At 52.6% G+C, this 21946-nt stretch carries 18 protein-coding genes and 2 pseudogenes; all 20 read left to right on the forward strand.

Annotated features, from left to right (window positions below; translation table 11 throughout):
- Window positions 1-139 precede the first annotated feature (139 nt).
- Window positions 140-1033 carry a formylglycine-generating enzyme family protein gene (locus ACKLKD_RS11150; RefSeq protein WP_025711977.1) on the forward strand — a complete coding sequence of 298 codons (894 nt, stop codon included), beginning with the start codon at window positions 140-142 and terminating at the stop codon, window positions 1031-1033.
- 45 nt (window positions 1034-1078) lie between these two features.
- Window positions 1079-1195, forward strand: coding sequence for a hypothetical protein (locus ACKLKD_RS11155; protein WP_165931783.1), 117 nt, complete (start codon window positions 1079-1081; stop codon window positions 1193-1195).
- 21 nt (window positions 1196-1216) lie between these two features.
- On the forward strand, window positions 1217-2110 hold the full coding sequence (locus ACKLKD_RS11160; RefSeq protein ID WP_080896692.1) for a formylglycine-generating enzyme family protein: 894 nt from the start codon (window positions 1217-1219) through the stop codon (window positions 2108-2110).
- A 162-nt stretch (window positions 2111-2272) separates the two neighbouring features.
- Window positions 2273-2587 (forward strand): DUF6392 family protein, encoded by a 315-nt coding sequence (locus ACKLKD_RS11165; RefSeq protein ID WP_230362607.1) that lies wholly within the window; start codon window positions 2273-2275, stop codon window positions 2585-2587.
- Window positions 2584-2765, forward strand: a pseudogene (locus ACKLKD_RS11170) (DUF6392 family protein). Before ACKLKD_RS11165 ends, ACKLKD_RS11170 begins: the two are co-directional and overlap by 4 nt.
- Before the next feature lie 10 nt (window positions 2766-2775).
- Window positions 2776-3033 carry a DUF6392 family protein gene (locus ACKLKD_RS11175; RefSeq protein WP_004227463.1) on the forward strand — a complete coding sequence of 86 codons (258 nt, stop codon included), beginning with the start codon at window positions 2776-2778 and terminating at the stop codon, window positions 3031-3033.
- A gap of 297 nt (window positions 3034-3330) precedes the next feature.
- Window positions 3331-3597, forward strand: a complete 267-nt coding sequence (locus tag ACKLKD_RS11180; protein WP_002910497.1) for a PAAR domain-containing protein — start codon at window positions 3331-3333, stop codon at window positions 3595-3597.
- A gap of 3 nt (window positions 3598-3600) precedes the next feature.
- The gene (locus tag ACKLKD_RS11185) at window positions 3601-4758 is read left to right on the forward strand and encodes a type VI secretion protein (RefSeq protein ID WP_087804707.1); all 1158 of its coding nucleotides are present in this window, start codon (window positions 3601-3603) and stop codon (window positions 4756-4758) included.
- Entirely contained in the window at window positions 4742-8152 is a 3411-nt protein-coding gene (locus ACKLKD_RS11190; protein WP_087804709.1) for an ImcF-related family protein, read from the forward strand. The genes ACKLKD_RS11185 and ACKLKD_RS11190 overlap by 17 nt, the downstream gene beginning before the upstream one ends.
- Before the next feature lie 133 nt (window positions 8153-8285).
- On the forward strand, window positions 8286-10049 hold the full coding sequence (gene tssF, locus ACKLKD_RS11195) for a type VI secretion system baseplate subunit TssF (RefSeq protein ID WP_087804711.1): 1764 nt from the start codon (window positions 8286-8288) through the stop codon (window positions 10047-10049).
- A 29-nt stretch (window positions 10050-10078) separates the two neighbouring features.
- Entirely contained in the window at window positions 10079-11095 is a 1017-nt protein-coding gene (gene tssG, locus ACKLKD_RS11200) for a type VI secretion system baseplate subunit TssG (protein ID WP_025711984.1), read from the forward strand.
- Complete coding sequence (tssJ, locus tag ACKLKD_RS11205; protein ID WP_077254010.1) at window positions 11076-11612, forward strand: type VI secretion system lipoprotein TssJ; 537 nt, start codon at window positions 11076-11078, stop codon at window positions 11610-11612. The genes tssG and tssJ overlap by 20 nt, the downstream gene beginning before the upstream one ends.
- 2 nt (window positions 11613-11614) lie before the next feature.
- Complete coding sequence (tssE, locus tag ACKLKD_RS11210; RefSeq protein WP_087804713.1) at window positions 11615-12058, forward strand: type VI secretion system baseplate subunit TssE; 444 nt, start codon at window positions 11615-11617, stop codon at window positions 12056-12058.
- Between the two features lie 19 nt (window positions 12059-12077).
- Window positions 12078-13445: a VasL domain-containing protein gene (locus ACKLKD_RS11215; RefSeq protein ID WP_025711987.1), complete on the forward strand. Its 1368-nt coding sequence runs from the start codon at window positions 12078-12080 to the stop codon at window positions 13443-13445.
- Window positions 13446-13576: 131 nt separating this feature from the next.
- Entirely contained in the window at window positions 13577-14491 is a 915-nt protein-coding gene (locus tag ACKLKD_RS11220; protein WP_025711988.1) for a sugar ABC transporter substrate-binding protein, read from the forward strand.
- An 83-nt stretch (window positions 14492-14574) separates the two neighbouring features.
- Window positions 14575-14904, forward strand: a complete 330-nt coding sequence (locus tag ACKLKD_RS11225) for a DUF1869 domain-containing protein (protein ID WP_042929229.1) — start codon at window positions 14575-14577, stop codon at window positions 14902-14904.
- A 403-nt stretch (window positions 14905-15307) separates the two neighbouring features.
- A pseudogene (locus tag ACKLKD_RS11230) lies at window positions 15308-15563 on the forward strand (Arm DNA-binding domain-containing protein); the annotation flags it as partial.
- 522 nt (window positions 15564-16085) lie between these two features.
- Entirely contained in the window at window positions 16086-18395 is a 2310-nt protein-coding gene (locus ACKLKD_RS11235; protein ID WP_080924339.1) for a TerB N-terminal domain-containing protein, read from the forward strand.
- A gap of 3 nt (window positions 18396-18398) precedes the next feature.
- Window positions 18399-19715 (forward strand): ATP-binding protein, encoded by a 1317-nt coding sequence (locus ACKLKD_RS11240; RefSeq protein WP_080924338.1) that lies wholly within the window; start codon window positions 18399-18401, stop codon window positions 19713-19715.
- Window positions 19712-21910, forward strand: a complete 2199-nt coding sequence (locus tag ACKLKD_RS11245; RefSeq protein ID WP_080924337.1) for a DEAD/DEAH box helicase — start codon at window positions 19712-19714, stop codon at window positions 21908-21910. Before ACKLKD_RS11240 ends, ACKLKD_RS11245 begins: the two co-directional genes overlap by 4 nt.
- The last annotated feature ends 36 nt before the right edge of the window (window positions 21911-21946 follow it).

Genomic DNA, 21946 nt, shown 5'->3' on the forward strand with positions numbered 1-21946 from the left:
TGCTCAACGAATATTCGGCTGAACCGGATAGGATATTTAATCTATCCCGGATTTCCTGATGTCAGAATATCTTGCCATGATTGATGAGCTGCACCCGACGGGGACAATGACTGCCTGATGCAAAGGCTTAGGTGATAAGATGAGAAAATTAATCGTAGTTGCTTCTGTTGCCGCCAGTTTACTGCTCGGGTGCGACCAGAAGAGTACTGACAAGCGTGAAACCTTGTCTGAAGCACTTGTTGCTAAGTCGCTCTCTAACATGGTTCCCGTTCAGGGCGGCGAGTTTTTAATGGGGGATTTTGGCCCATTAGTCGGTGAAAAACTGCCTTTCAGCATAAACCAGGATGACAAGGTATTACATAAGGTTGTATTAAGCGATTTTTCAATATCAAAATACAAAGTCACCAATGATGATTATAATAAATATCTGCAGATAACAGGAGTAAAAAAACCACCCATTAATATTCTGCTAAAAGATTACCCATCATTGCAAAAAAGTGATTATTCTGTTGGCATCACCTGGCAACAGGCAAAAGACTATTGTCAGTGGTTAGGTAAGGAGTCTGGTAAAAAATTTGATTTACCAACAGAGGCGCAATGGGAATATGCAGCAAGATCCAGAGGGCAATACATTCCGTTTGCAACGAATAATGGTGAGTTCCTGCCCGGTAAAAACATCCCCAGCCAGGATGAGCTGAGTGAATATACTGATGGAGCAGGTATTCCTATTTATCCAGTGGGGAAATATCCCCCAAACCCCCTGGGTCTGTATGATATGGGACTTAGTGGCTCAGAATGGACCAATGACTGGTATGCGTCAGATTATTACTCTCATTCTCCGGTAAACGATCCTCAGGGACCCGTAAAGGGGACCGAAAAAGTCCTCCGCGGGAATGTTGGCGGTGACAGACAATACGCTTTAACCGTGTTCAGACAATCAGATTTGCCAGTTCCAAAGATCAATAAAGACGATGATTATGAAAAATATGGTGTTGGTCCGCAGTATGTTTTCCGTTGCGTCATCAATAAATAATGTCGTTTGGTGGTGACATATATCATTTTAACCGGAGCAACAACGTTGAATGAATGTTCCAATAAACCGGAGAGACTATTTAAACCTGTCCCGGATAGCCTGATGTCAGAATATTTTGCCATGATCGACGACCAGCACCCGACGGGGACAATGACTGCCTGATGCAAAGGCTTAGGTGATAAGATGAGAAAATTAATCGTAGTTGCTTCTGTTGCCGCCAGTTTACTGCTCGGGTGCGACCAGAAGAGTATTGGCAAGCGTGAAACCTTGTCTGAAGCGCTTGTTGCTAAGTCGCTTTCTAACATGGTTCCCGTTAAGGGCGGCGAGTTCTTAATGGGGGATTTTGGCCCATTAGTCGGTGAAAAACTGCCTTTCAGCATAAACCAGGATGATAAGGTATTACATAAGGTTGTGTTAAGTGATTTTTTACTATCAAAATATAAGGTTAGCAATAAGAATTATAGAGAGTATTCAAAACTTACTAATAAAAGAGCACTGCCGGTAGGTCCATTTATGAAAAATTATCCATCTTTATTATCCGATGATTATTCAGCAAATGTGACCTGGCAACAGGCAAAAGACTATTGTCAGTGGTTAGGTAAGGAGTCCGGTAAAAAAATTGATTTGCCGACAGAGGCGCAATGGGAGTATGCAGCAAGATCCAGAGGGCAGTATCTTCCGTTTGCTACCAACAATGGTGAGCTTTTACCCGGGGAAAATTTCCCGAACCAGGACGAACTGGATAGTTATACTGATGGTATTGGGCTTCCTTTTTATCCATTAGGGAAGTTCCCGCCAAACCCCTTAGGTCTGTATGATATGGGACTCAGTGGCTCTGAATGGACCAATGACTGGTATGCAGCAGATTATTACTCTCATTCTCCGGTAAACGATCCTCAGGGCCCTGCGCAGGGTACTAAAAAAGTCCTGCGCGGGAATGTTGGCGGCGACAGACAGTACGCTTTAACCATGTTCAGACAATCAGATCTGCCGGTGCCAAAGATTAGTAAAGACGATGACTATGAAAAATATGGTGTTGGTCCGCAGTATGTATTTCGTTGTGCCGTTAATAAATAATGTGTGATGCTATATCTTATTTTAAAAAATCGGTGGTGTTCAACATATAAGGTTTTTTTCTAATGGATGGTAAAATCATGTACAGTAGTGAAATTATTTCATCGTCATCAACGATGATTGTCAACGGAAAAGGTGGTGCTCATTAAAAATCTGAAAGAAGAAATGTTAAGGTTTGAAGATGAAGCCAAAACTGACTGGCTGTTTCCTAATCCTATGCCGTTTGGTCTGGAACGAGTTATGATTCACCAGTGGGTGCGGGCTTATCTAGGATTTCCGATGGTTTACGTTGAAGCAAAAATTGTTATGACTGCTTATAGGGGGGAAGAGATATATACCTTACCTATACCTCATCAAAATAGTTCTGTCGGATTTGCCTATAACAATGATTTATTTTCAGAAACCGTGACTTTTTATCCACTGGAGCGAGAAAAGGAGATTCATATTGCGCTTGATAAAAAGCGACTTGGTGGCAAATGAATATTGATATCGAACACTTGTGAAGCAATTAGGTAAACCTTATCAGGATATTTATGAACAAGGTTTAATTCCCTACAAAACAAAACCAACGATTACTGTTAGTGATGATATTTTCAGGCTGGATATGAGGCGAGAAAGAATATTTTCATCTTTTATAAATAACCAGAAAAAATCTTGAGGAAGTGACTTTGCGGTTAGAAGATGAAAATAAAACGGCTTGGTTATTTCCTAATCCGCTGCCTTTTAGTCTTGAACCAGTAATGACGCAGCGATGGATGCGCGAACGCTTTGGATTTCCCATAGGTTATGGCGAACGCAAAATGATAGGGAGCAATAGTCGTCATATTAGCGAGGTATACCCACTGTTGCCACCTAATCAGAAAATGTCTGTTTTATTTGCTTATAATTCTGATTATTTTGTTGTTAGTGTGTTTTTTATTGTATAGAGCATGCAATAGAAATTAAGGCGACTTTCACGAGTATAAGGTCGTCTGGCAATTGGCGTTCGAAGTGAAAAATTATTAATGTAGGGGATATCACCTGGGGGAAGAAGTATGTATTAAGTAAAGAGAGGTGTGCAGATATTCCAGATATTATTTTATGTTTATTATTCTTCCTTTGACAGGAGTCGCCGTTTTTTGTCTGTTATTAAATGTTATTGCCTCACTCTTTAGGTTGAAATAGATGCGATTGAGTATTCTAATTAATAATTACTGTATCGCTGATATATAAAAGGAAATTCAATGTCCAAAGGTTTTGTATTACTCGGCGATAAAACCACGCACGGCGGTGCTGTTATTTCCGCATCTTCCACCATGATTGTAAATGGAAAGCCCGTAGCGCTGGTGGGGGATAAAGTCAGCTGCCCGATTCCGGGACATGGCACTAATGCCATTATTGAGGGATCGCCGGAATGGTCTTCCGATGGTAAAGCCATCGTGGTCGATGGCTGCAAATGTCAGTGCGGTTGCCAGGTGATTTCCGGCGCGCCGGAATGCGCGATAGGATAAAAAATGGGCTGGGTACGAACAAAAGCATTGACCATGGAGCAGCCATCGGCTCCTTCACTGACCCGATGGCTGTTTGCCGGTGTACTGATGGCGATTATCGGTGTCCTGCTCTTTATCCTCCATGCCTCCGGCACCGTAAAAATTATCTCAGTGATAAATATCTGGTGGGTATCCCTGATGCCTGCAGGATGCTGGTTGCTGATTTTTTGCCTGCGTTGCTACCTGTGGGACAGGGATCTGAAAGCGCATCAGTTCTTGCTGAAAGAGGCGGAATACGGACAGCAGAGGTGGGAAGACTGGGCCGGGCGCTGGCTGGCCGTTCTGGGCAGTGCAGTGCTGTTGCCGGATCATATTTCTGCGGCGCATTGGGGGAGTGAGCGGCCTCAGCAATACGGACTTACCCGCAGGATTAATTACCTTCCGGTAGAAGAGCCCGTGCAGTTGAGTGCGATGCATGCGCTGCTGACCAGTATAGAAGAGCGCGTGCAGTGCCTGCCGGAAGAGCTACCGCTGTATGTCACCCTGATCACGGATAATCCCTCGCCTGAGCTGACCAGCAGTTTCAGTAATCTCTGGAAAGAACACATTCCTGGTCGTGCCGTGCCTGATGATATTACCGTTACCGGCTCATTCTCACTGTCGGAAGTGGAGGAGCGCCTGAAGCAGCCTGTACTGACGGTCAATTTACTCCTGGTCATCCAGCTCAACGGTGGTACAGCATACTCCGACGGGCTGGCCGTGCTGCTGCTGACCAGCGATGATGTGGCGCAAAAATACCATCTGCCGCACTCATCACGGCTGTTACGTCCTATGCCCTTAGATATGACGAACTTTGAAGACGATATCACCCTGTTTCTGGAAACCCAGACTGTCGCCTGCCATACGCCCTCCGTTATCGGGGACGCAAAAAAATGGACGGAAAGAAGCGCCGCGCTTATCACGCAGGGCGGCAAAATGCATACCCCATGGAAAGCTGAAGATATCGCGCTGCTGGAAAAATGGTGCGGTATTCCGGGACCCGCAGCGCCCTGGCTCCTGATCGCGCTGGCAGCCGATCTGGTCAGCCTCCGTAAACAGCCCCTGCTGGCGTTATTTTCCAGCGAACAGGAACATTTTATCAGTACCATCACCCCAGGGAGTGAAGATGAATATACCGGGTAATGGCCTGGGCCGGTTTGGCCTGGCCGGGCTTACGTTGGCCGGGATGGCTGCAATATGGTGGGGGATCACCCGCTATGGCGGCATGCTGAATATCAATACGCGGGGCGAGCAGGTACTGGTGTTTGTCCTGGTCTGTCTGGCGTTGGTATTTGTTTTTTACCTTCCTGCAATGTCCCGCCGTGTGAAGGAGAGTTTATATCGCCGGCAGTCGCAGCAGGCCAGCGTCTTACCCGGCGAAGAAGGGCGCGTGGCGCTGACACCTCCCCATCATATTACGGTGGGGGAAATTCGCCAGACTCTACGCTATCAGTATGGACGCGCCTGGTCCCGCAAAGTCCGTATTCTGCTGATAATTGGCTCAGTCAGAGACGTAGAACAACTGACCCCAAAGCTCACGCAGGAACTCTGGCAGGAAGATCAGGGTACATTATTGCTGTGGGGTGGAGACCCTGGGGCAGCGGTAGATAACGCCTGGTTCACAGCGCTGCGTAAACTGCGTTATCGCCCGGCTGATGGTATGGTGTGGGTAACATCGGGCTTTGACGGCGTTTTGACAACGATGAACAGAACGAAGCCCAGGCTCACGCCAGATGAAATGGACAGTGTGTCTCACTCTCTAAAGCTACGCTACGAAGCTCTTGGCTGGAAACTACCCCTATACGTCTGGTCGCTGTATGAGGGGGGCAACGAAAAAAATGGACGTATCACTCAGCCTGTAGGCTGCCTGTTACCTGCAGGTTGTACGCCGCAAATAGTTGCCGAACAGTTCACTGCCCTGGCGTCGTTACTGATAGAGCAGGGCATCCAGCAGATATGCGGTCAGCCACAGCACAATTTTTTACTCGCGCTGGCCGATCAGTTGACCCGTAAACCGGAAACGGTGACGGAGCCGTTATCGGTATTGCTTAATCCTTACCGCCCGCAGCCGCTGGCCGGAGTGGTGTTCAGCGCGCCGTCGGCGGAGGCCGGCCGCAGTATCAGCCATCACTGGGGCCGGGATAACCGCTGGGATATTCTGCCGGACAGGATGACGGAATTACCCGCAGGTCTACGTCCGCGCAAACAGGGAGTCAACTGGATGCGTGGGATGAGCGTGGCCGCCGCCGCCCTGATGTTACTCTGGGCCGCCTCAATGACAGTCTCTTTTATCGCCAACCGCCACCTGGTGGCGATCGCACAGGAGCAGGTGCAGCAGGCCTCGGCGGGAAAACAGCCGCTGGCCGTACGCCTGCATGCGCTCTCCGCGTTACAGAAAACGCTTTCTCAACTGGAATACCGCTCGCAGCACGGAGCGCCGTGGTACCTCCGCGCTGGCCTCAGTCAGAACGATGACCTGCTGGCGGCGCTGTTCCCGCGCTACGGAGAGAGGGCGCAGCCGCTGCTGCGCGATGCGGCGGCGCATCATCTGGAAGAGCAGCTCACCGCCTTCGTGCACCTGCCGCCGGACAGCCCACTGCGTGAGAAGATGACGAAGACCGCTTACGGACAACTGAAACAATATCTGATGTTGACCCGCCCGGAAAAAATGGACGCCGCGTGGTTCGCCACCACGCTAATGCAGGACTGGTCGCAGCGCTCAGGCATCGCCGACGCCGTCTGGCAGGGCAGCGGCCCTTCGCTGCTGGCATTTTATGCCGCCAGTCTGGTGTCGCATCCGCAGTGGCGTCTGCCTGTCGATGATGGTCTGGTCAGCCAGGTGCGCACACGGTTAATTCGACAGATGGGCCAGCGCAACAGTGAGTCCACGCTTTACCAGAAGATGCTCGCGCAGGTGGCGAATCAGTATGCCGATATGCGCCTGGCGGATATGACTGCCGACACCGATGCTTCGCGTCTGTTCAGCACTGATGAGGTGGTGCCGGGCATGTTTACCCGTCAGGCCTGGGAGCAGGCCGTGCAGCCGGCCATTGAGAAAGTGGTCGCGGAACGCCGCGATGAAATGGACTGGGTGTTGAGCGATACGAAGCAGACTGCCGCGCAGTCGACGTCGCCGGAAGCTCTGCGAGCCAGGCTGGCGGAGCGTTATTTCGCTGATTTCAGCGGCTCCTGGCTGGATTTCCTCAACAGTCTGCGCTGGCAGCGCGCGGCGACCCTCTCCGATGCTATCGACCAGCTGACCCTGATGGCCGATGTGCGCCAGTCGCCGCTGGTGGCGCTGATGAACACCCTGAGCGTGCAGGGGCGAACCGGCCAGACCGGGGAAGCCATCGCCGATTCGCTGGTCAAATCGGCCAGGCAGCTGTTCAACCGTGACAACCCACCCGTCATCGATCAGCAGTCCGGCTCGCGCGGTCCTCTGGATGCCACCTTCGGGCCCGTACTGGCGCTGCTGGACAATCGCGACGGCGGGACACCCACCAGCCGTCTTAGCCTGCAGACCTTCCTGACCCGCGTCACCCAGGTGCGTCTGCGCCTGCAGCAGGTCACCAACGCCACCGATCCGCAGGCGATGACGCGCCTGCTTGCGCAGACGGTATTCCAGGGCAAGGCCGTGGATTTAACCGAAACGCGCGACTACGGCAGCCTGGTGGCGGCGGGGCTGGGCCAGGAGTGGAGTGGATTTGGGCAAACGCTGTTTGTTCGCCCGATGGAACAGGCCTGGCAGCAGGTGCTGACCCCGGCGGCGGAAAGTCTCAACGCCCAGTGGCGCAGCGCGGTGGTGGAGGACTGGAATAGCGCTTTTGGCGGTCGCTACCCCTTTAAAAATACCAGCAGTGAAGTCTCTCTGCCGCTGCTGGCAAAATACCTCGACAGCGAGACCGGGCGCATCGCCCGCTTTCTGCAGACCCGGCTGAACGGCGTGCTGCATAAAGAGGGGAGCCGCTGGATGGCGGACAGTATCAATGCTCAGGGGCTGACGTTTAACCCGGCCTTTCTGCAGGCGATGAATACCCTGAGCCATCTCTCCGACGTCGCGTTCGCCAACGGCGAAGCGGGATTGCATTTTGCGCTTCGCCCCGGCACGGCGGACGGCGTGATGCAGACGGAGCTGGTCATCGACAATCAGAAACTTGTCTATATGAACCAGATGCCGGTCTGGCGGCGGTTCAGCTGGCCCGCTGACACCGAAGCGCCGGGCGCCAGTCTGAGCTGGATCAGTACCCGGGCGGGCACCCGCCAGTATGGCGATTTCCCGGGCGCCTGGGGGTGGATCCGTCTGCTGGATAAGGCGGTGGTCAGCGCTTATCCCGGAACGAGCAGCAGCTGGAGCCTGAGCTGGAAAGCGCCGGATGGTCTGTTGCTGAACTACACGCTGCGTACCGAGGCGGGGGAAGGACCGCTGGCGCTGCTGGCGCTGCGAAACTTTACGCTACCGGAGACGATATTCAGCGTGCGCGCGTCTGCTGAACGTGTTCCGCTGACCGACGATATACCCGGCGAAGAGGGATACTGAACCTTCTCCCTCACTGATTGGCGTTGACCTGCAACGCCAGGCCTCCTTCGCTCATGGCCGCCCGACGGCCAACTAATCTGACCGCGCAGCCATGCTGCGTGTCTCCCTGTAGACGAATAAGGGAATATTCATAATGGACGATTTAACCCTGCGATATTTTGATGCTGAAATGCGCTACCTGCGCGAGGCGGCAAAAGCGTTCGCGCAGGCTCACCCCGATCGGGCGGCGATGCTGGATCTCGATAAAGCCGGTACGCCGGACCCTTACGTTGAGCGCCTGTTTGAAGGCTTTGCCTTTTCCGTAGGTCGCTTGCGCGAAAAAATTGATGATGATCTGCCGGAGCTGACCGAGGGGCTGGTCAGCATGCTGTGGCCGCACTATTTGCGCACTATTCCATCGCTATCGATCGTAGCGCTGACCCCAACGCTGCCGGCGATGAAGATGGCGGAAACGGTGCCCGCCGGGTTTGAGATTAGCTCCCGCCCACTGGGGCCGAAAAATACCGTGTGCCGGTACCGAACCACCCGCGATCTGACGCTTAACCCGCTGGCGATAGAGGAGGCGGTGATGACGGCGGAGCCGGACGGACGTTCGGCCCTGCGACTACGATTCGCCTGTAGCGAGCTGGCTGACTGGTCGCAGACCGATCTCCGCCACCTGGCGCTGTACCTGGGGGAAGACGCTGTTACCGGCAGCGCCCTCCATCTTTGGCTGACCCGACGCCAGGCCGCGCTGTACCTGCGTCTGCCGGGTCAGACAGAGCGGGTAAGCCTCGATGGCTATTTTTCCCCGGGGGGATTCAGCGAGGAGGATCGTTTATGGCCGAAGGGGGAGAGTGCTTTCAGCGGCTATCAGCTGCTGCTCGAGTATTTCACCTTTCGCGAAAAATTTATGTTCGTGCAGCTAAATGGCCTGGAAAACATCACCCTGCCGGCGGGGATATCGCATTTCACGCTTGAGGTGGTGTTCAGCGAGGTCTGGCAAAGTGATTTACCCGTCAGCGCAAGCAGCCTGCGCCTGCACTGTGTGCCGGTGATTAACCTGTTTACCCTTGAGGCCGATCCGTTGACCATCAGCGGGCTGGAGAGCGAATACCTCCTGCGTCCGAAGCGCCTGCAGGACGGGCATACCGAAATCTATTCTGTTGACAGCGTGACCGGCTCCGGGCGCACCGGGGAGGCACGCTATGTGCCTTTCACCCGCTTTCGTCACCAGGGGGGAATGATGCGTCGCCATGCGCCGGAGCGCTACTACCACACCCGCGTAAAACGGGGCGTAACCGGCATGCACGATACCTGGCTTATCCTCGGCGGACAGCAATGGGAGGCTGACCGGGCGCTGGCGCGGGAAACGGTCTCCTTGCGCATCACCGGCACTAACGGCCAGCTGCCGCGCCGGGCGCTACAGAGCACGCTGCTGGATCGCTGTGAGTCGATATCAGCCACGCCGCTTACCGTGCGCAATCTCTGTAAGCCCACATTGCCGGTATATCCCCCGGCGGAAGACCGCTACCACTGGCGGGTCATGAGCCATCTGGGCACTCGTTTTCTCAATATGATGAGCAGCGCCGAGGTGCTGCGCGGTACGCTGTCGCTCTACAACTGGCGGGAGGATGAGCTCAATAACCGCCGTCTGGACGCTATTCTGGCGGTCAGCCATCACCGAATCCAGCGTTTCGAACAGGGATTCCTGCTGCGCGGGCTGGATATCGAAGTGACGCTCGACGGCAGTGGATTTACCGGCATGGGGGATGTCCATCTGTTTGGCGACATGCTCAACCGCTTTTTCGCGCTGTATGCCGATATGAATCAGTTCAACCAGCTAACGCTCATTGTTCAACCTGAAGGAAAATGTATCCGGTGGAAAGAGAATCACAGTCTGCGGCTGCCCGGCTGATGGATCAGCTCCGGCCTCAGTTGCCATACATGAATTTTTACCGCTTCTGCCAGCTGCTGGAGGAGATCCAGCCGAAGGCGCCGGTCATCGGCAGCGACTGGCAGTTGGGTGATGAGCCCATACGCTTTCGCCCGCATCCGGGGATGGGTTTCCCGGCCGGCGAAATTCGAGGAATGGACGATCCTGAACCGTCCCGGCTGCCGACGGTGCGCGTTGCTTTTATGGGACTCTACGGCGTGGAATCCCCGCTGCCGACCCACTATAGCGATGACATTGCGCAACGGCGGGAAGGCGTCGAGGCGACCGAGGATTTTCTCGATATCTTTAACCATCGTCTGATCGCCCAGTATTACCGTATCTGGCGCAAATACTCCTACCCGGCGACCTTTCGGGCGGGTGGCACGGACAACACCTCGCAGTATCTACTGGGCCTGGCGGGGCTGGGCATACCAGGATGTGCCGCCGTTGCCGCAGCGCCGCTGTCGCGCTTTCTGGCGCTGCTGCCGGTGATGATGCTGCCGGGGCGATCCGGGGAAGGCATGGCGGCGCTGGTGGCGCTCCTGGCCCCGGGGACCCGAGCGACGGTGTACCACCACGATCCCTGCCGGATCCCCTTATCGCAGCCGTTAACGATGAGCATCCGCCAGCCGGTTAGCCTGCAACATCGGCCAGTGATGGGAACCCACGCCACAGATGTGAACGGCCAGGTGTTGCTGCAGCTGGCGACCGACCTGCCTGACGAGGTCCGCGGCTGGCTGCCCGGCGGCGAACTGCTCAGCGACCTGATGGCACTCCTGCACGTCTGGCTTGGATCTCATCTCGACGTGCGGCTGCAGCTTTGCATCGCCCGCCATTTACTGCCGGATGCGCAACTTTGCTGCCAGCAGGCGCATGCTGTCCAGCTCGGCCGTACCGCTGTGCTGCGTCCGCTGGATGCGCGGAAACAGGCTGAAGACAAGATCACGATTTATCTGGGGCGCTATCAATGTGTCCAGGAAAATATTCACCGCAAGGAGAGCGATGAAGATGGCGATTACCGCAGTTAAACCCTCTGCCACGTTGCTGGCATTCCTCATGGCCACCCTCTTAACCGGCTGCGGCCTGACGCAGACCGTGAAAGACGGCGCCGTTTCCGTGACCCAGTCCATTTTTTACCCCCAGGTGAAAACGCTTCATCTGGATCTTCGCGCCCGGGAAGGGGTGAATAACAACGCCAAGGGCGCCTCCCTGGCGACGGTGGTGCGTATTTACCAGCTGAAGGATCGGCAGGCGTTTGACAATACTGACTACCCGTCGCTGTTTGCCGGCGATGGCCTGGCGCTGCAGGCGGATCGGGTGGCGGAAAAAGATGTTCGCCTGCGTCCGGGCGAATCGGTGACCGTCGATATGCCCATGGAAACCCGCGCGCAGTTTGTGGCGGTGGCGGCCATGTTTATCGATCCAGACCTGACGCAAAACAGCTGGCGGCTGGTACTCACCCGGGACGATCTTGACCCGGCGAGGCCGCGCATTATCGAAGCCAGCCAAAATCAACTGACGCTGCACCCGCTTAAGGAGAAGTGAAAATGCCTCGTCCCTCCCTGTATGACATCCTGTACGGTAATTTCGCCGGCGGGCTTGACCTGAATACTGTCAGCGAAACGGATCAGGTCATCCTGTCGGTGCTCGATAACATGCAGCGCATCCTTAACTGTCGGGCCGGAACGCTGGCGCATCTGCCAGACTACGGCTTGCCGGATATGACCGCTATCCTTCAGGGCATGCCGTCATCGGCGCACCAGCTGATGAGCACGTTGTCGGCGGTGTTGCTCAAATACGAACCGCGCCTGCTGCGGATCGCGGTAGTGATGCTCGATCAGCATGCACCCGGCGAGTTGCGCTATGCCATTGATGCGGAGCTGAAAGGAATCGGTCTGGTGCGCTATGGAACGGCGTTTATGCCCGAAGGCAGGGTGTTGATCCGCCACCTTAAACGTCAGCAGTATCTTGACGCCCGCTCCGCCCTCTAATCTCTCGCTGAAAGACATCATGATGACAACATACAACGACCGCCACTATAAAACCGGTGGCGACCCGCGCACGCTGGCTGATTTTATTGCCCTGCGTGCGGAAATGAACAAGCTTAGCCACCCGGCGCGGCCGGATATTAACTGGTCATATGCCGAGCAGCTTGCCCGCGCGTTGCTCGAGCATCACGGCGCAGATCTGCAGACCGTCGCCTGGTATACGCTGGCTCGCGCCCGGCTGGGCGGGCTGGCAGGGATCAACGAGGGCCTGTCGCTCATGGAAACGCTGCTGGCCCACCAGGGGAAAAACCTGTGGCCGCAAGCGGTCCCCGCCCGCACAGAGATCCTTCGTACTCTGAGTAAGCGGCTGCGGCAGGTGATCCGCACCCTGAGCCTGACCCCGGACGATCTTGAGTCGCTTGGTCAGGCTGAACGTTTGTTGCAAACTTTCGAAGCGGTCCTGCTGCGCCTTGAGATTGCTCCTGAAAACCAGCTGAGTGAACTGCGTGCATTGCTGCACAGCGCGGCAACTCGCTTCGATAGCCTTGACTCTGCGCCAGCGCTTCCCGCCGTACCGCCGATGGTGGCGTCCAGCCTGGAACACTCTGTTTCTCTGGCCAGCGAAGAGGATGCAGCGAAGGCTGAGCCAGCGGCAGACCTAAAACTAAGACCACAGGCTGAGCCGCTGGCTCCGCCTTCACCAGCAACGCGCTGGAAGCCGTTTATCGGCGGGATGGTCACCATGCTGGCGGTGGCGGGCATCGCCGTCGGCGGATGGCTGGCGCTGCGTCAAGCCGCTCCGCCACCGCCTTCTCTGACGCAAAAGGCCGGGCCGATACCGGGCCTGCCGGCAGCGCTTCTCCAGCGGCCGGGCGATGTTCGTCAGATGCAGGACCTGCTGGACGAGCTTGCCCACCTGACGCCGGACTGGGCGGTCAGCTACGGCGACCAGCTGGTCCGCCATGCCCTGAGCCGCTGGCCGGATCAGGCGCAACCGCTGGCACAGCAGTGGCGGCAGCAGTTGAGTGCTGCTGCGTTGCCCGCGGAAAACCTTACCGGCTGGTCGGAGGGTATGCAGCAGCTGCAGCGGCTCGCCGACCGGCTCAATGCCCTTGACGAGCAGAAGGGGAAATACCTGACGGTGAGCGAACTGAAGACCGCAGTATTTGCCATTATGCAGTCGTTCAACCGCGCCGTTCCGCTGGAGGAGCAGCTGCGCCAGCTGGCCGCGCTTCCCGCTGATGAACCCTGGCCTGCCGCCCGCGGAAGCCTCGCGGAGCTGCATCTGCAACAGCTGTTAGTGGAGTATGCCCTGTTGAAGCGCAAGCAGTCGACGCCCGCTGCGCTCCCCCCAACCGGTGAGTCCTCGGTGAGTCAGACGGCAAAATAAAGTGTGCGCATGGCAACATTTTCTTTACATCATCATTGCATGTTCAGAACGCCCTTCGTAGTCTGAAAATGATTTAAATATACCATTTGTATTTATATTGAAAATTTCATTTCGAACCCTGAGGGCGTGTTATGAAGCACTGTAAAATCATCCTGTTAGCAGGGTTACTGGCCAGTTCCGCCTCGGCGCTGGCGGAGAAGATCGGCGTCTCAATGGCTTACTTCGATCAAAACTTTCTCACCATTATCCGCCAGTCCATTGAGAAAGAGGCCAACGCCCGCCACGTCGACGTGCAGTTTGAAGATGCCCGCGGCGACACCGGACGTCAGGCCGATCAGGTGCAGAGCTTCATCGCCTCCGGTGTGGACGCGATCATCGTTGACCCGGTGGATTCCGCCAGCACCCCGCAGCTAACGAAGATGGCGCAGCAGGCCAGGATGCCGCTGGTGTATGTGAACCGGACGCCGGGGGATAAAACACTTCCGCCGGGCGTGGTGTTTGTCGGTTCGGATGAGCGAGAATCCGGCACATTGCAGATGGAGGCGCTGGCGAAGCTGGCAAACTACAAAGGCAATGTCGCCATCATGATCGGCAACCTCACCGATGCCGGCGCCCTGCAGCGCACCAAAGACGTGGAGCAGGTGGTTGCCAAGTATCCGGCAATGAAAGTGGTGCAGAAACAGCCGGCCAACTATTCCCGCAGCGAGGGAATGGATCTGATGCAGAACTGGACAGGCAACGGGGAAGCGATTGATATTGTGGCGGCGAACAACGACGAAATGGCGATTGGCGCGGCGATGGCGCTCGAGAAGAGCCAGAAAAAGCTGTTGATCGGTGGGATCGATGCCACCCCGGACGGCCTGAAAGCCCTGGCCAGCGACAAGATTCAGGTGACGGTCTTCCAGGACGCAGTCGGTCAGGGCAAAACGGCCTTAGCGGTAGCGCTGAAGCTGATTAAAGGAGAAAAGGTCGAGTCTCATGTCTGGATCCCGTTTGAGTTAGTGACCAAAGAAAACATGCAGACCTATGTGGAAAAGAGTCATTAACGGCAAGGCGCAAGTGAACGAACTTTGCTGATAAAACCGGGTTGACAATGTGACGCCCGGGCAACGAAACCGGAGGAAAAGACATGGCAACGGCAAGAAGCGGCTATACGCTGCAGGTAATAAAGGCAGGGCAACAGGGGCACGTTGAGCTGAGATGGTCGCATCTCGCAGAAGTTGATACGCGCGCGGCGGCGGCGACCATCGTGCAGCATATCGGGCGACCGTCGTCCTCGATGGGCCAGCAGGAGATCAGTCTGTCACTGACCAATGCCGCCAGCGGGGTCTCGGTGGAGCTTCATCATCCGGCCTCTGGCGAAAGTGCCACCCCGGCTTTTATTGAGAGTGAGTTAAAGAAGATTGTGCAGATCATTGATGGCTACGAGGCGGCAGAAGAGACCCATATCGTGGAGTAGCGTGCCGCCTGGCGCCTGGGCAAAAAAATCCACGCTGAGCGTGGATTTTTTATTGCGCGGTGGCGGCGAAAACGCCAGCCAGCGGGATTAGACGTTGAACCGTGATTTTAATTATATTTTATTGATATTTATGTTTTATTTAAAAATTAGTCTTAAGAATACTCAGTCTTGTACTCATTTTGGAGTTGGCTTGCTTTCGTAAGGCGAAGGTCGTAGGTTCTACTCCTATTATCGCACCAATCAAGTATCTCTCAAAGTCTACTCCAGTTCACTGAAAACCATTATAATCAGCATCTTCCAGCTCTCGCTTGTATTCTGACGTCTACTGACACCCCCAAAAATATACATGCATATGGGGGTACATTTGGGGTATGTGCTATTCGGTCTTATGGATATACCCCCAATGAAACTTAACGCCCGTCAGGTTGATACCGCAAAGCCAAAAGATGAACCTTACAAACTCTCTGATGGTGGGGGACTTTACCTTTTGATTATTGGCGGCTTAAGTATCGTGTTGTAGGCAAGGAGAAGCTGCTTGCTCTTGGGGTTTATCCCGACGTGACTTTGGCAGATGCTCGTAGTAAACGTGAAGAGGCTAAAAGGGGCATTGCTGTTGGGATTGCCCCAATGTAGCGAAGAGAGAAGAGAAACTAGCCCGATGCCCTCATTGCCGAATCAGCCTACCGAGAATTTTTGCAGAAAGATCCGACGCTGCTAACCAATCAAAGACAAAAGGAAGAGGAGGAAATCCGTGCTCAAGAAGTTGAACCTCACCAGCGCAGGAATTTTATACAGGAACTTACTGTGTGGTTTGTTCGTGTCAGTAGAGTATGAAATGCATTCTGCACGGTTCGCTATCAGTGAGCTCATTTCCCGTTAGCAGAGTCAGTTCTGACAGCAAATAGATAAGGATAATTACCGCCAGTTCCGCATCCATGTAACAGCTACACGTATGTTTATGCAGAACCAATTCAACTTCATTCTGATTCGAATGACCCACAAGCAATCGCATGCCTTCAAAATTTCTGCTTGAAAAGCATGCTTAATCAATGAATTAATTTGGATTGCATTTTGGTTTGAACCCTAGCGATTTAGACGTATTATTTTGAGATTAATCCACTTGCCCAACCTTCATTGCTGCTTGTGAGTGTGCGTGAGGAATGATTTTAAGGTTATATATCATGGAGTTATTGAAGTTTCTGGCGGCGGTTTTAGTAATTTACTTGTTGTTTTTTAGAAAGAAAAAACGTAAATCTCCAAAGTCTTATGCTTCAAGCCCCGTGAAAGCACCACCAAAAGAATGGATCGCTGACATCAAGAAAAAAGAGGCGGTTGTGCGAAACGATGATAGTGAAGACGATAACCTTGCAACTTTTACATTGAGCGGTGGCCGGGGCGTTGAACTTCGGGTGACAACCAATCATTACCGGAACACCTCGAAGTCAGCAGGTGCACTAGCTCGATGGGTACTTCCGGGTGAGATGATAACTGTAGCTGGTGTAGCAATTAGCGGTGGCCACATTTACGTGGGGCAACGTATGAAGCCCTCCGGTCAGGAATCAGGCGGCTATTATGACGATGGAAGTGAGGCATCATTAATTGATGACACTTGTAAGATAAAACCTACTTCTTATCTTTACGAGGACAGTTCATTAGGATACTGGCCCAGTTTCTCCTCTCTTTCCCCAGAAGCACGCGGTGCGTATGTCAGTTGGCTTGCCAGCGATAGGTCTGATCCATCGTGTCCTATCGGCTATGTTTTTATCTACCTCTACGGCCTGGAAAGAAAAGCGCTCGTAGATTCCACTGACCCAAAATTCCCTGATGCTGAGTTCCGTAATCTGTTCAATGAAGTCGCTCGGTTAAGATCGGTATTCATTGAGAACCGCTCCTTCCGTGCATATTCGACCCAATTACTCGAAGCCATGTCTATTCTGCGCCCGAACATGGGCTTAGCCACGGAGCTCGATAGCAATTCAGGTTTCAGCAACAGCATGCAATTTAAGCTGGCTCTGGCAAAAACTGTACATGAAGGAGTTCCTGTATCAACTGAACTGGCGTTGAACTGGGTAATAAACCACACCGAGTATTCGCTGCGTACCCCGGCTCGCCGCTGTGCTAAAGAGTTTGCTGCGCTTTTCAAACGGCGTTACACCCTCAAATATGGTGAAGGGATGGTCGTTAAGGCGAATAAAACGCGCCTAAGGTTAGATTACACACCAGCAAGTCCTAGTTTGCGAGGTGTTCGACTTCCTGTTCCCGACCTGCCTGATCCAAGTGCGTTGAAGAGCCCTGTCCAGAAAATTATGGCTCTTGCCGACATATGTACAGATGAACTTGATGCTTACAGTCGCTACCTTGGTAGGAAAGGTACGTCAGTCAATGATACGGCTGCAATTATGTTGCTTCCTTCAGAGATCGTTAATGAAAGCGCAGAAAAAATATTAAGCTCATTCAAACGCTGGGCTGATGAGGCGATCCTCGTCAAGGAAGGGTTAGTCTCAGTTGCTGACTTTTGGGCACATATGAATACCAGTTGCCCCAATAAGATCAATAAAAAAGAGGCCGATTTGATGCAGGCCTTTGCTCTGAAGATGGGTTACGGTCTGGCACCTGACCCGTATTATCATCATGTGAAGGCGGATGTTGATGGGACACTTGTTCTATTTCCTGCCGCCGAAGGTGGACGCTTCTCACCTTCTCCAGAATTTATCTCAGCCGTAATGACGCTCAGATTAGGGGCGATGGTCGCCTTGATTGACGATTATCTTGATCAAGCTGAACAGAAAGTGCTTGAGAATGCCATCAACAACAATCCTGGCTTCACCGATGATGAAAAACGCTCTCTACATGCGTATTTAACGTGGCAACTTCATACCCCAGCCAATATGACAGGAATGAAAAGCAGGATTGAGTTGATGGGGGCCGCGGAAAAAGCTGCTGTGGGTAAGGTTATCGTTAGTGTTGCCTGTTCGGATGGGGCAATAGCGCCTGCCGAAATCAAACAGCTTGAGAAGATTTATTCAAGTTTGGGGCTGGATCCCTCATCTGTCTTGAGCAATATCCATCAGCATTCCGCAAGTGAACACGATCTCGTCTCGTCTGTACCAACTGATCAGACAGCAGCAGGGTTCACACTGGATGCTAATGTACTTGCCCGCCACGAATCTGCCACGGATGATGTTCGTAAATTGCTGAACACAATTTTCACCGAAGAAGAACCGGAAGAGCCAGAAAGCGCTCCAGCCTCATTAACGGAGGCGGGGGTGCTTGACTCCGCACATAGCCAGCTTTATCGCAGTTTGCTGGAGAAAGAACAGTGGTCCCGAAAAGAGGCGACAGAATTGTGCGGAAATTTGAATTTGATGCTCGGCGGTGCGCTTGAGGTGATCAATGACTGGTCCTATGCGGTGGTTGATGCTCCAGTACTGGACGATGCCGATGATGATATCTGGGTTGACCTGGAAATTGCCAAAGAATTAGAGGGATAGTGAATGTCTGTAACACGTATAAGAGTGAAAGAACGTGACGCTATTATTCAGTCACTTAAGTCAGGTGTAACGCCAAGGATAGGCATTCAGCATATCCAGGTTGGCCGCGTGAATGAGATAACCGCTCTCCATCAGGATATTGAGAGGATTGCTGACGGTGGTGCAAGCTTCAGACTTATCATCGGTGAGTACGGTTCTGGTAAAACGTTCTTTCTAAGTGTTGTGTGCTCTATTGCGCTAGAGAAAAAGCTGGTGTCAGTCAGTGCTGACCTTTCTCCTGACAGACGTATCCACTCATCGGGAGGTCAGGCTCGTAATCTCTACTCAGAGCTCATGAAAAACATGTCCACCAGAAACAAGCCGGATGGTAATGCGTTACTTAGCGTTGTTGAAAGGTTTGTTACTGAGGCAAGAAAGGAAGCTGACGCGGATGGCTCCGAGGTTTCATCAGTCATTCATAAACGCCTGGCAGCTCTGTCAGATATGGTGGGCGGATATGACTTTGCGAAGGTCATTGATGCATTCTGGCGCGGGCATGAACAGGATAACGAAACGCTAAAATCCAATGCTATTCGCTGGTTGCGGGGAGAGTACACCACCAAAACTGATGCCCGTAACGATCTCGACGTTCGGACTATTATCTCAGACGCTTCATTCTATGATTCTTTGAAGTTGATGAGCCTTTTTGTCCGCCAGGCAGGCTATGCCGGTATTTTGGTCAGCCTCGACGAAATGGTGAACCTCTTTAAGCTGAATAATACGCAAGCAAGAACAGCGAACTACGAACAGATTTTGCGGATCCTGAATGATTGCCTGCAAGGCTCAGCCGAGAACATTGGTTTTATCCTCGGGGGTACGCCAGAGTTTCTTTTCGATCCGCGTAAAGGTCTTTACAGCTATGAGGCGCTCCAGTCGCGTCTGGCGGAAAACCGGTTCGCGCAAAAAGCAGGAGTGATTGACTACTCATCCCCCACTTTGCATCTTGCCAGCCTCACCCCTGAGGAACTGTATATTTTGCTGAGAAACCTTCGTCATGTTTATGCAGGTGGAGATCCAGAGAATTATCTGGTACCAGATGAGGCACTGACTGGATTCCTGCATCACTGCAGTAAAACCATTGGAGACGCTTACTTCCGTACCCCCCGTAATACCATAAAAGGTTTCCTGGACATGCTGGCCGTGCTGGAACAAAACAGAACGATGAACTGGCAAACACTAATCGAGGGTGTGGCGATTGAAGAGGACAGGCCCAGCGATATGGATGACGGCAATACGGAGGAAAGCGATGACGATGACGGACTGGCGAACTTCAAACTATGAGCAGTGCCTACGATAGCCTCGATCCCCGCGTCCGTAAGTGGGTTTACAAGCAGGGGTGGTCTACATTAAGGCCCTTGCAGGAGAGTTCTATCCCGGCAATTTTAGCCCGTGATCGAGACGTGTTAATCAGTGCAGGTACAGCAGCGGGTAAAACAGAAGCTTTCTTTCTTCCTGCCTGTTCGGCAGTTGCAGATCTCACGAATGGATTTGGCATCGTCTATATCAGTCCGTTGAAGGCATTGATTAACGATCAGTACCGTCGTCTTGAGAGCCTTGGAGATGCATTGGAAATGCCAGTGACTCCCTGGCACGGGGATGTACCACAAAGCAAAAAGAAGAAGGCTCGGACGAATCCTGCTGGCATTTTACTGATTACACCTGAGTCACTTGAGTCTTTGCTAATAAATTCAATGGGCTGGCTCAAACAGGCGTTTTCTTCAGTCACATACATCGTTATTGATGAGTTTCATGCTTTTATTGGCTCAGAGCGTGGTGTACAACTGCTTTCTCTGCTCAATAGAATTGACCATGTGCTAGGACGTCAGGTAAATCCAATTCCCCGTGTTGCGTTGAGTGCCACGCTGGGGGAACTGGAGAAAGTGCCAGAACTGTTGCGCCCGGACAAACGACTCCCCTGCGTAACTGTTACAGATAGTAATAGCACGGACACTCTTCAGGTACAGGTCAAAGGGTACCTGGAGCGAGTGATCCAAAAAGAGGAAGAACTTCAGAGTTCAGCTGAACGTGACGTTTGCGCTGATATTTTTAGACTTTGCCGTGGCGATTCTCATCTGGTCTTTGCAAACAGTCGAAAGCGCACTGAAAGCATTGCGGCAACGCTGAACGACATGTGTGAGGAACAAATTGTTCCGAATGAATTCTTTCCCCACCATGGTTCCCTTGCCAAGGAATTACGTGAGGCGCTTGAATCTCGTCTTCAGAAAGGAAATTTGCCCACAACAGCTGTTTGTACAATGACGCTCGAGTTGGGAATTGATATAGGTAAGGTTAAGTCGGTTATACAAGTTACGCCTCCGCATTCTGTTTCCAGTCTACGTCAGCGTATGGGACGTTCTGGGCGACGCAACTCTCCATCAGTTCTAAGAATGCTAATTACAGAAAATGAGCTTACTGTAACTAGCAGTATCGTTGACCACCTACGACTGCAGTTGGTCCAGTCGATGGCAATGATCAGATTGATGATCTCTAAACAATGGTTTGAACCAGCAGATGCTCGACAGATGCATTATTCCACGCTGTTGCACCAGATTCTTGCTATTACGGCACAATGGGGCGGAGTTCGTGCCGACCAGCTCTGGCCGCAACTATGCCAGACAGGACCATTTAGAAATGTAGATTTAAACGATTTCAAAAGCCTGCTTAAACATATGGGAGCATGTGGCCTACTCACTCAACTTGCTAGCGGCGAAATGGTTGTTGGGGCAGAGGGGGAGAAACTGACTAACCATTACACTTTTTATGCCGTGTTCAATACACCAGAAGAGTTCCGCATTGTCACCGGAAACAGAACCCTTGGAACAGTGCCTGTGGACTCCCCACTACTACCAGACCAACACATCATCTTCGGTGGGCGGCGCTGGAAAGTGACAGAGATCGAGACAGAGAAAAAAGTTATCTATGTCGAGGCAACCAAAGGCGGTCAGCCACCACAATTTAGTGGGGGAGGTATGTCTGTTCATGATGCCGTTCGTCAGGAAATGCTCGCTATCTATAGGGAAGGTGATTACCGCATAGCAATAGGTAGCAAGAAAGTAGATTATGCCGATACTGCCGCCAGAAACCTATTTGCGGAAGGTTGTAGTAACTTTCAGCGTTATAACCTGCAAAATGAGTATTTTATTTCGAGTGGGCAACGCTGTTACGTAATTCCCTGGATGGGGGATAAAGTTGTGAATACGATTACAGCTTTGCTCATACGCTGTGGTTTTAAAGCCAATTCATTCGCAGGTGTTATAGAGATTGATGATGCAAGTTTAGCAACTGTTCAGCACACGCTTAAAGAAATGCTGTTGTCAGACTTACCCTCAGCATTTGATCTTGCCGCAGATGTTCCAGAAAAGTACCTGGATAAATATGACGAGTATTTACCTGAGTTCCTGCTTGCGAAGGGATTTGGGGAAAAAGCGTATGACATTGAAGGCACTCGTATTTGGTTGAAGCAGCACCTTCAGTAAACTGGCTACGCAATAAAGGGGGTCTTGCTCCCAATA

Source organism: Klebsiella sp. 10982, assembly GCF_048589245.1.
Lineage (GTDB): Bacteria > Pseudomonadota > Gammaproteobacteria > Enterobacterales > Enterobacteriaceae > Klebsiella > Klebsiella quasivariicola.

Coding starts and splice junctions, on each gene's coding strand:
- ACKLKD_RS11165 (WP_230362607.1), top strand. CDS start 2,273: ATGTTAAGGTTTGAAGATGAAGCCAAAACTGACTGGCTGTTTCCTAAT.
- tssF (WP_087804711.1), top strand. CDS start 8,286: ATGGACGATTTAACCCTGCGATATTTTGATGCTGAAATGCGCTACCTG.
- tssJ (WP_077254010.1), top strand. CDS start 11,076: ATGGCGATTACCGCAGTTAAACCCTCTGCCACGTTGCTGGCATTCCTC.
- ACKLKD_RS11190 (WP_087804709.1), top strand. CDS start 4,742: ATGAATATACCGGGTAATGGCCTGGGCCGGTTTGGCCTGGCCGGGCTT.
- ACKLKD_RS11220 (WP_025711988.1), top strand. CDS start 13,577: ATGAAGCACTGTAAAATCATCCTGTTAGCAGGGTTACTGGCCAGTTCC.
- ACKLKD_RS11185 (WP_087804707.1), top strand. CDS start 3,601: ATGGGCTGGGTACGAACAAAAGCATTGACCATGGAGCAGCCATCGGCT.
- ACKLKD_RS11245 (WP_080924337.1), top strand. CDS start 19,712: ATGAGCAGTGCCTACGATAGCCTCGATCCCCGCGTCCGTAAGTGGGTT.
- ACKLKD_RS11160 (WP_080896692.1), top strand. CDS start 1,217: ATGAGAAAATTAATCGTAGTTGCTTCTGTTGCCGCCAGTTTACTGCTC.
- ACKLKD_RS11225 (WP_042929229.1), top strand. CDS start 14,575: ATGGCAACGGCAAGAAGCGGCTATACGCTGCAGGTAATAAAGGCAGGG.
- tssG (WP_025711984.1), top strand. CDS start 10,079: ATGAATTTTTACCGCTTCTGCCAGCTGCTGGAGGAGATCCAGCCGAAG.
- ACKLKD_RS11240 (WP_080924338.1), top strand. CDS start 18,399: ATGTCTGTAACACGTATAAGAGTGAAAGAACGTGACGCTATTATTCAG.
- ACKLKD_RS11180 (WP_002910497.1), top strand. CDS start 3,331: ATGTCCAAAGGTTTTGTATTACTCGGCGATAAAACCACGCACGGCGGT.
- tssE (WP_087804713.1), top strand. CDS start 11,615: ATGCCTCGTCCCTCCCTGTATGACATCCTGTACGGTAATTTCGCCGGC.
- ACKLKD_RS11215 (WP_025711987.1), top strand. CDS start 12,078: ATGATGACAACATACAACGACCGCCACTATAAAACCGGTGGCGACCCG.
- ACKLKD_RS11235 (WP_080924339.1), top strand. CDS start 16,086: ATGGAGTTATTGAAGTTTCTGGCGGCGGTTTTAGTAATTTACTTGTTG.
- ACKLKD_RS11150 (WP_025711977.1), top strand. CDS start 140: ATGAGAAAATTAATCGTAGTTGCTTCTGTTGCCGCCAGTTTACTGCTC.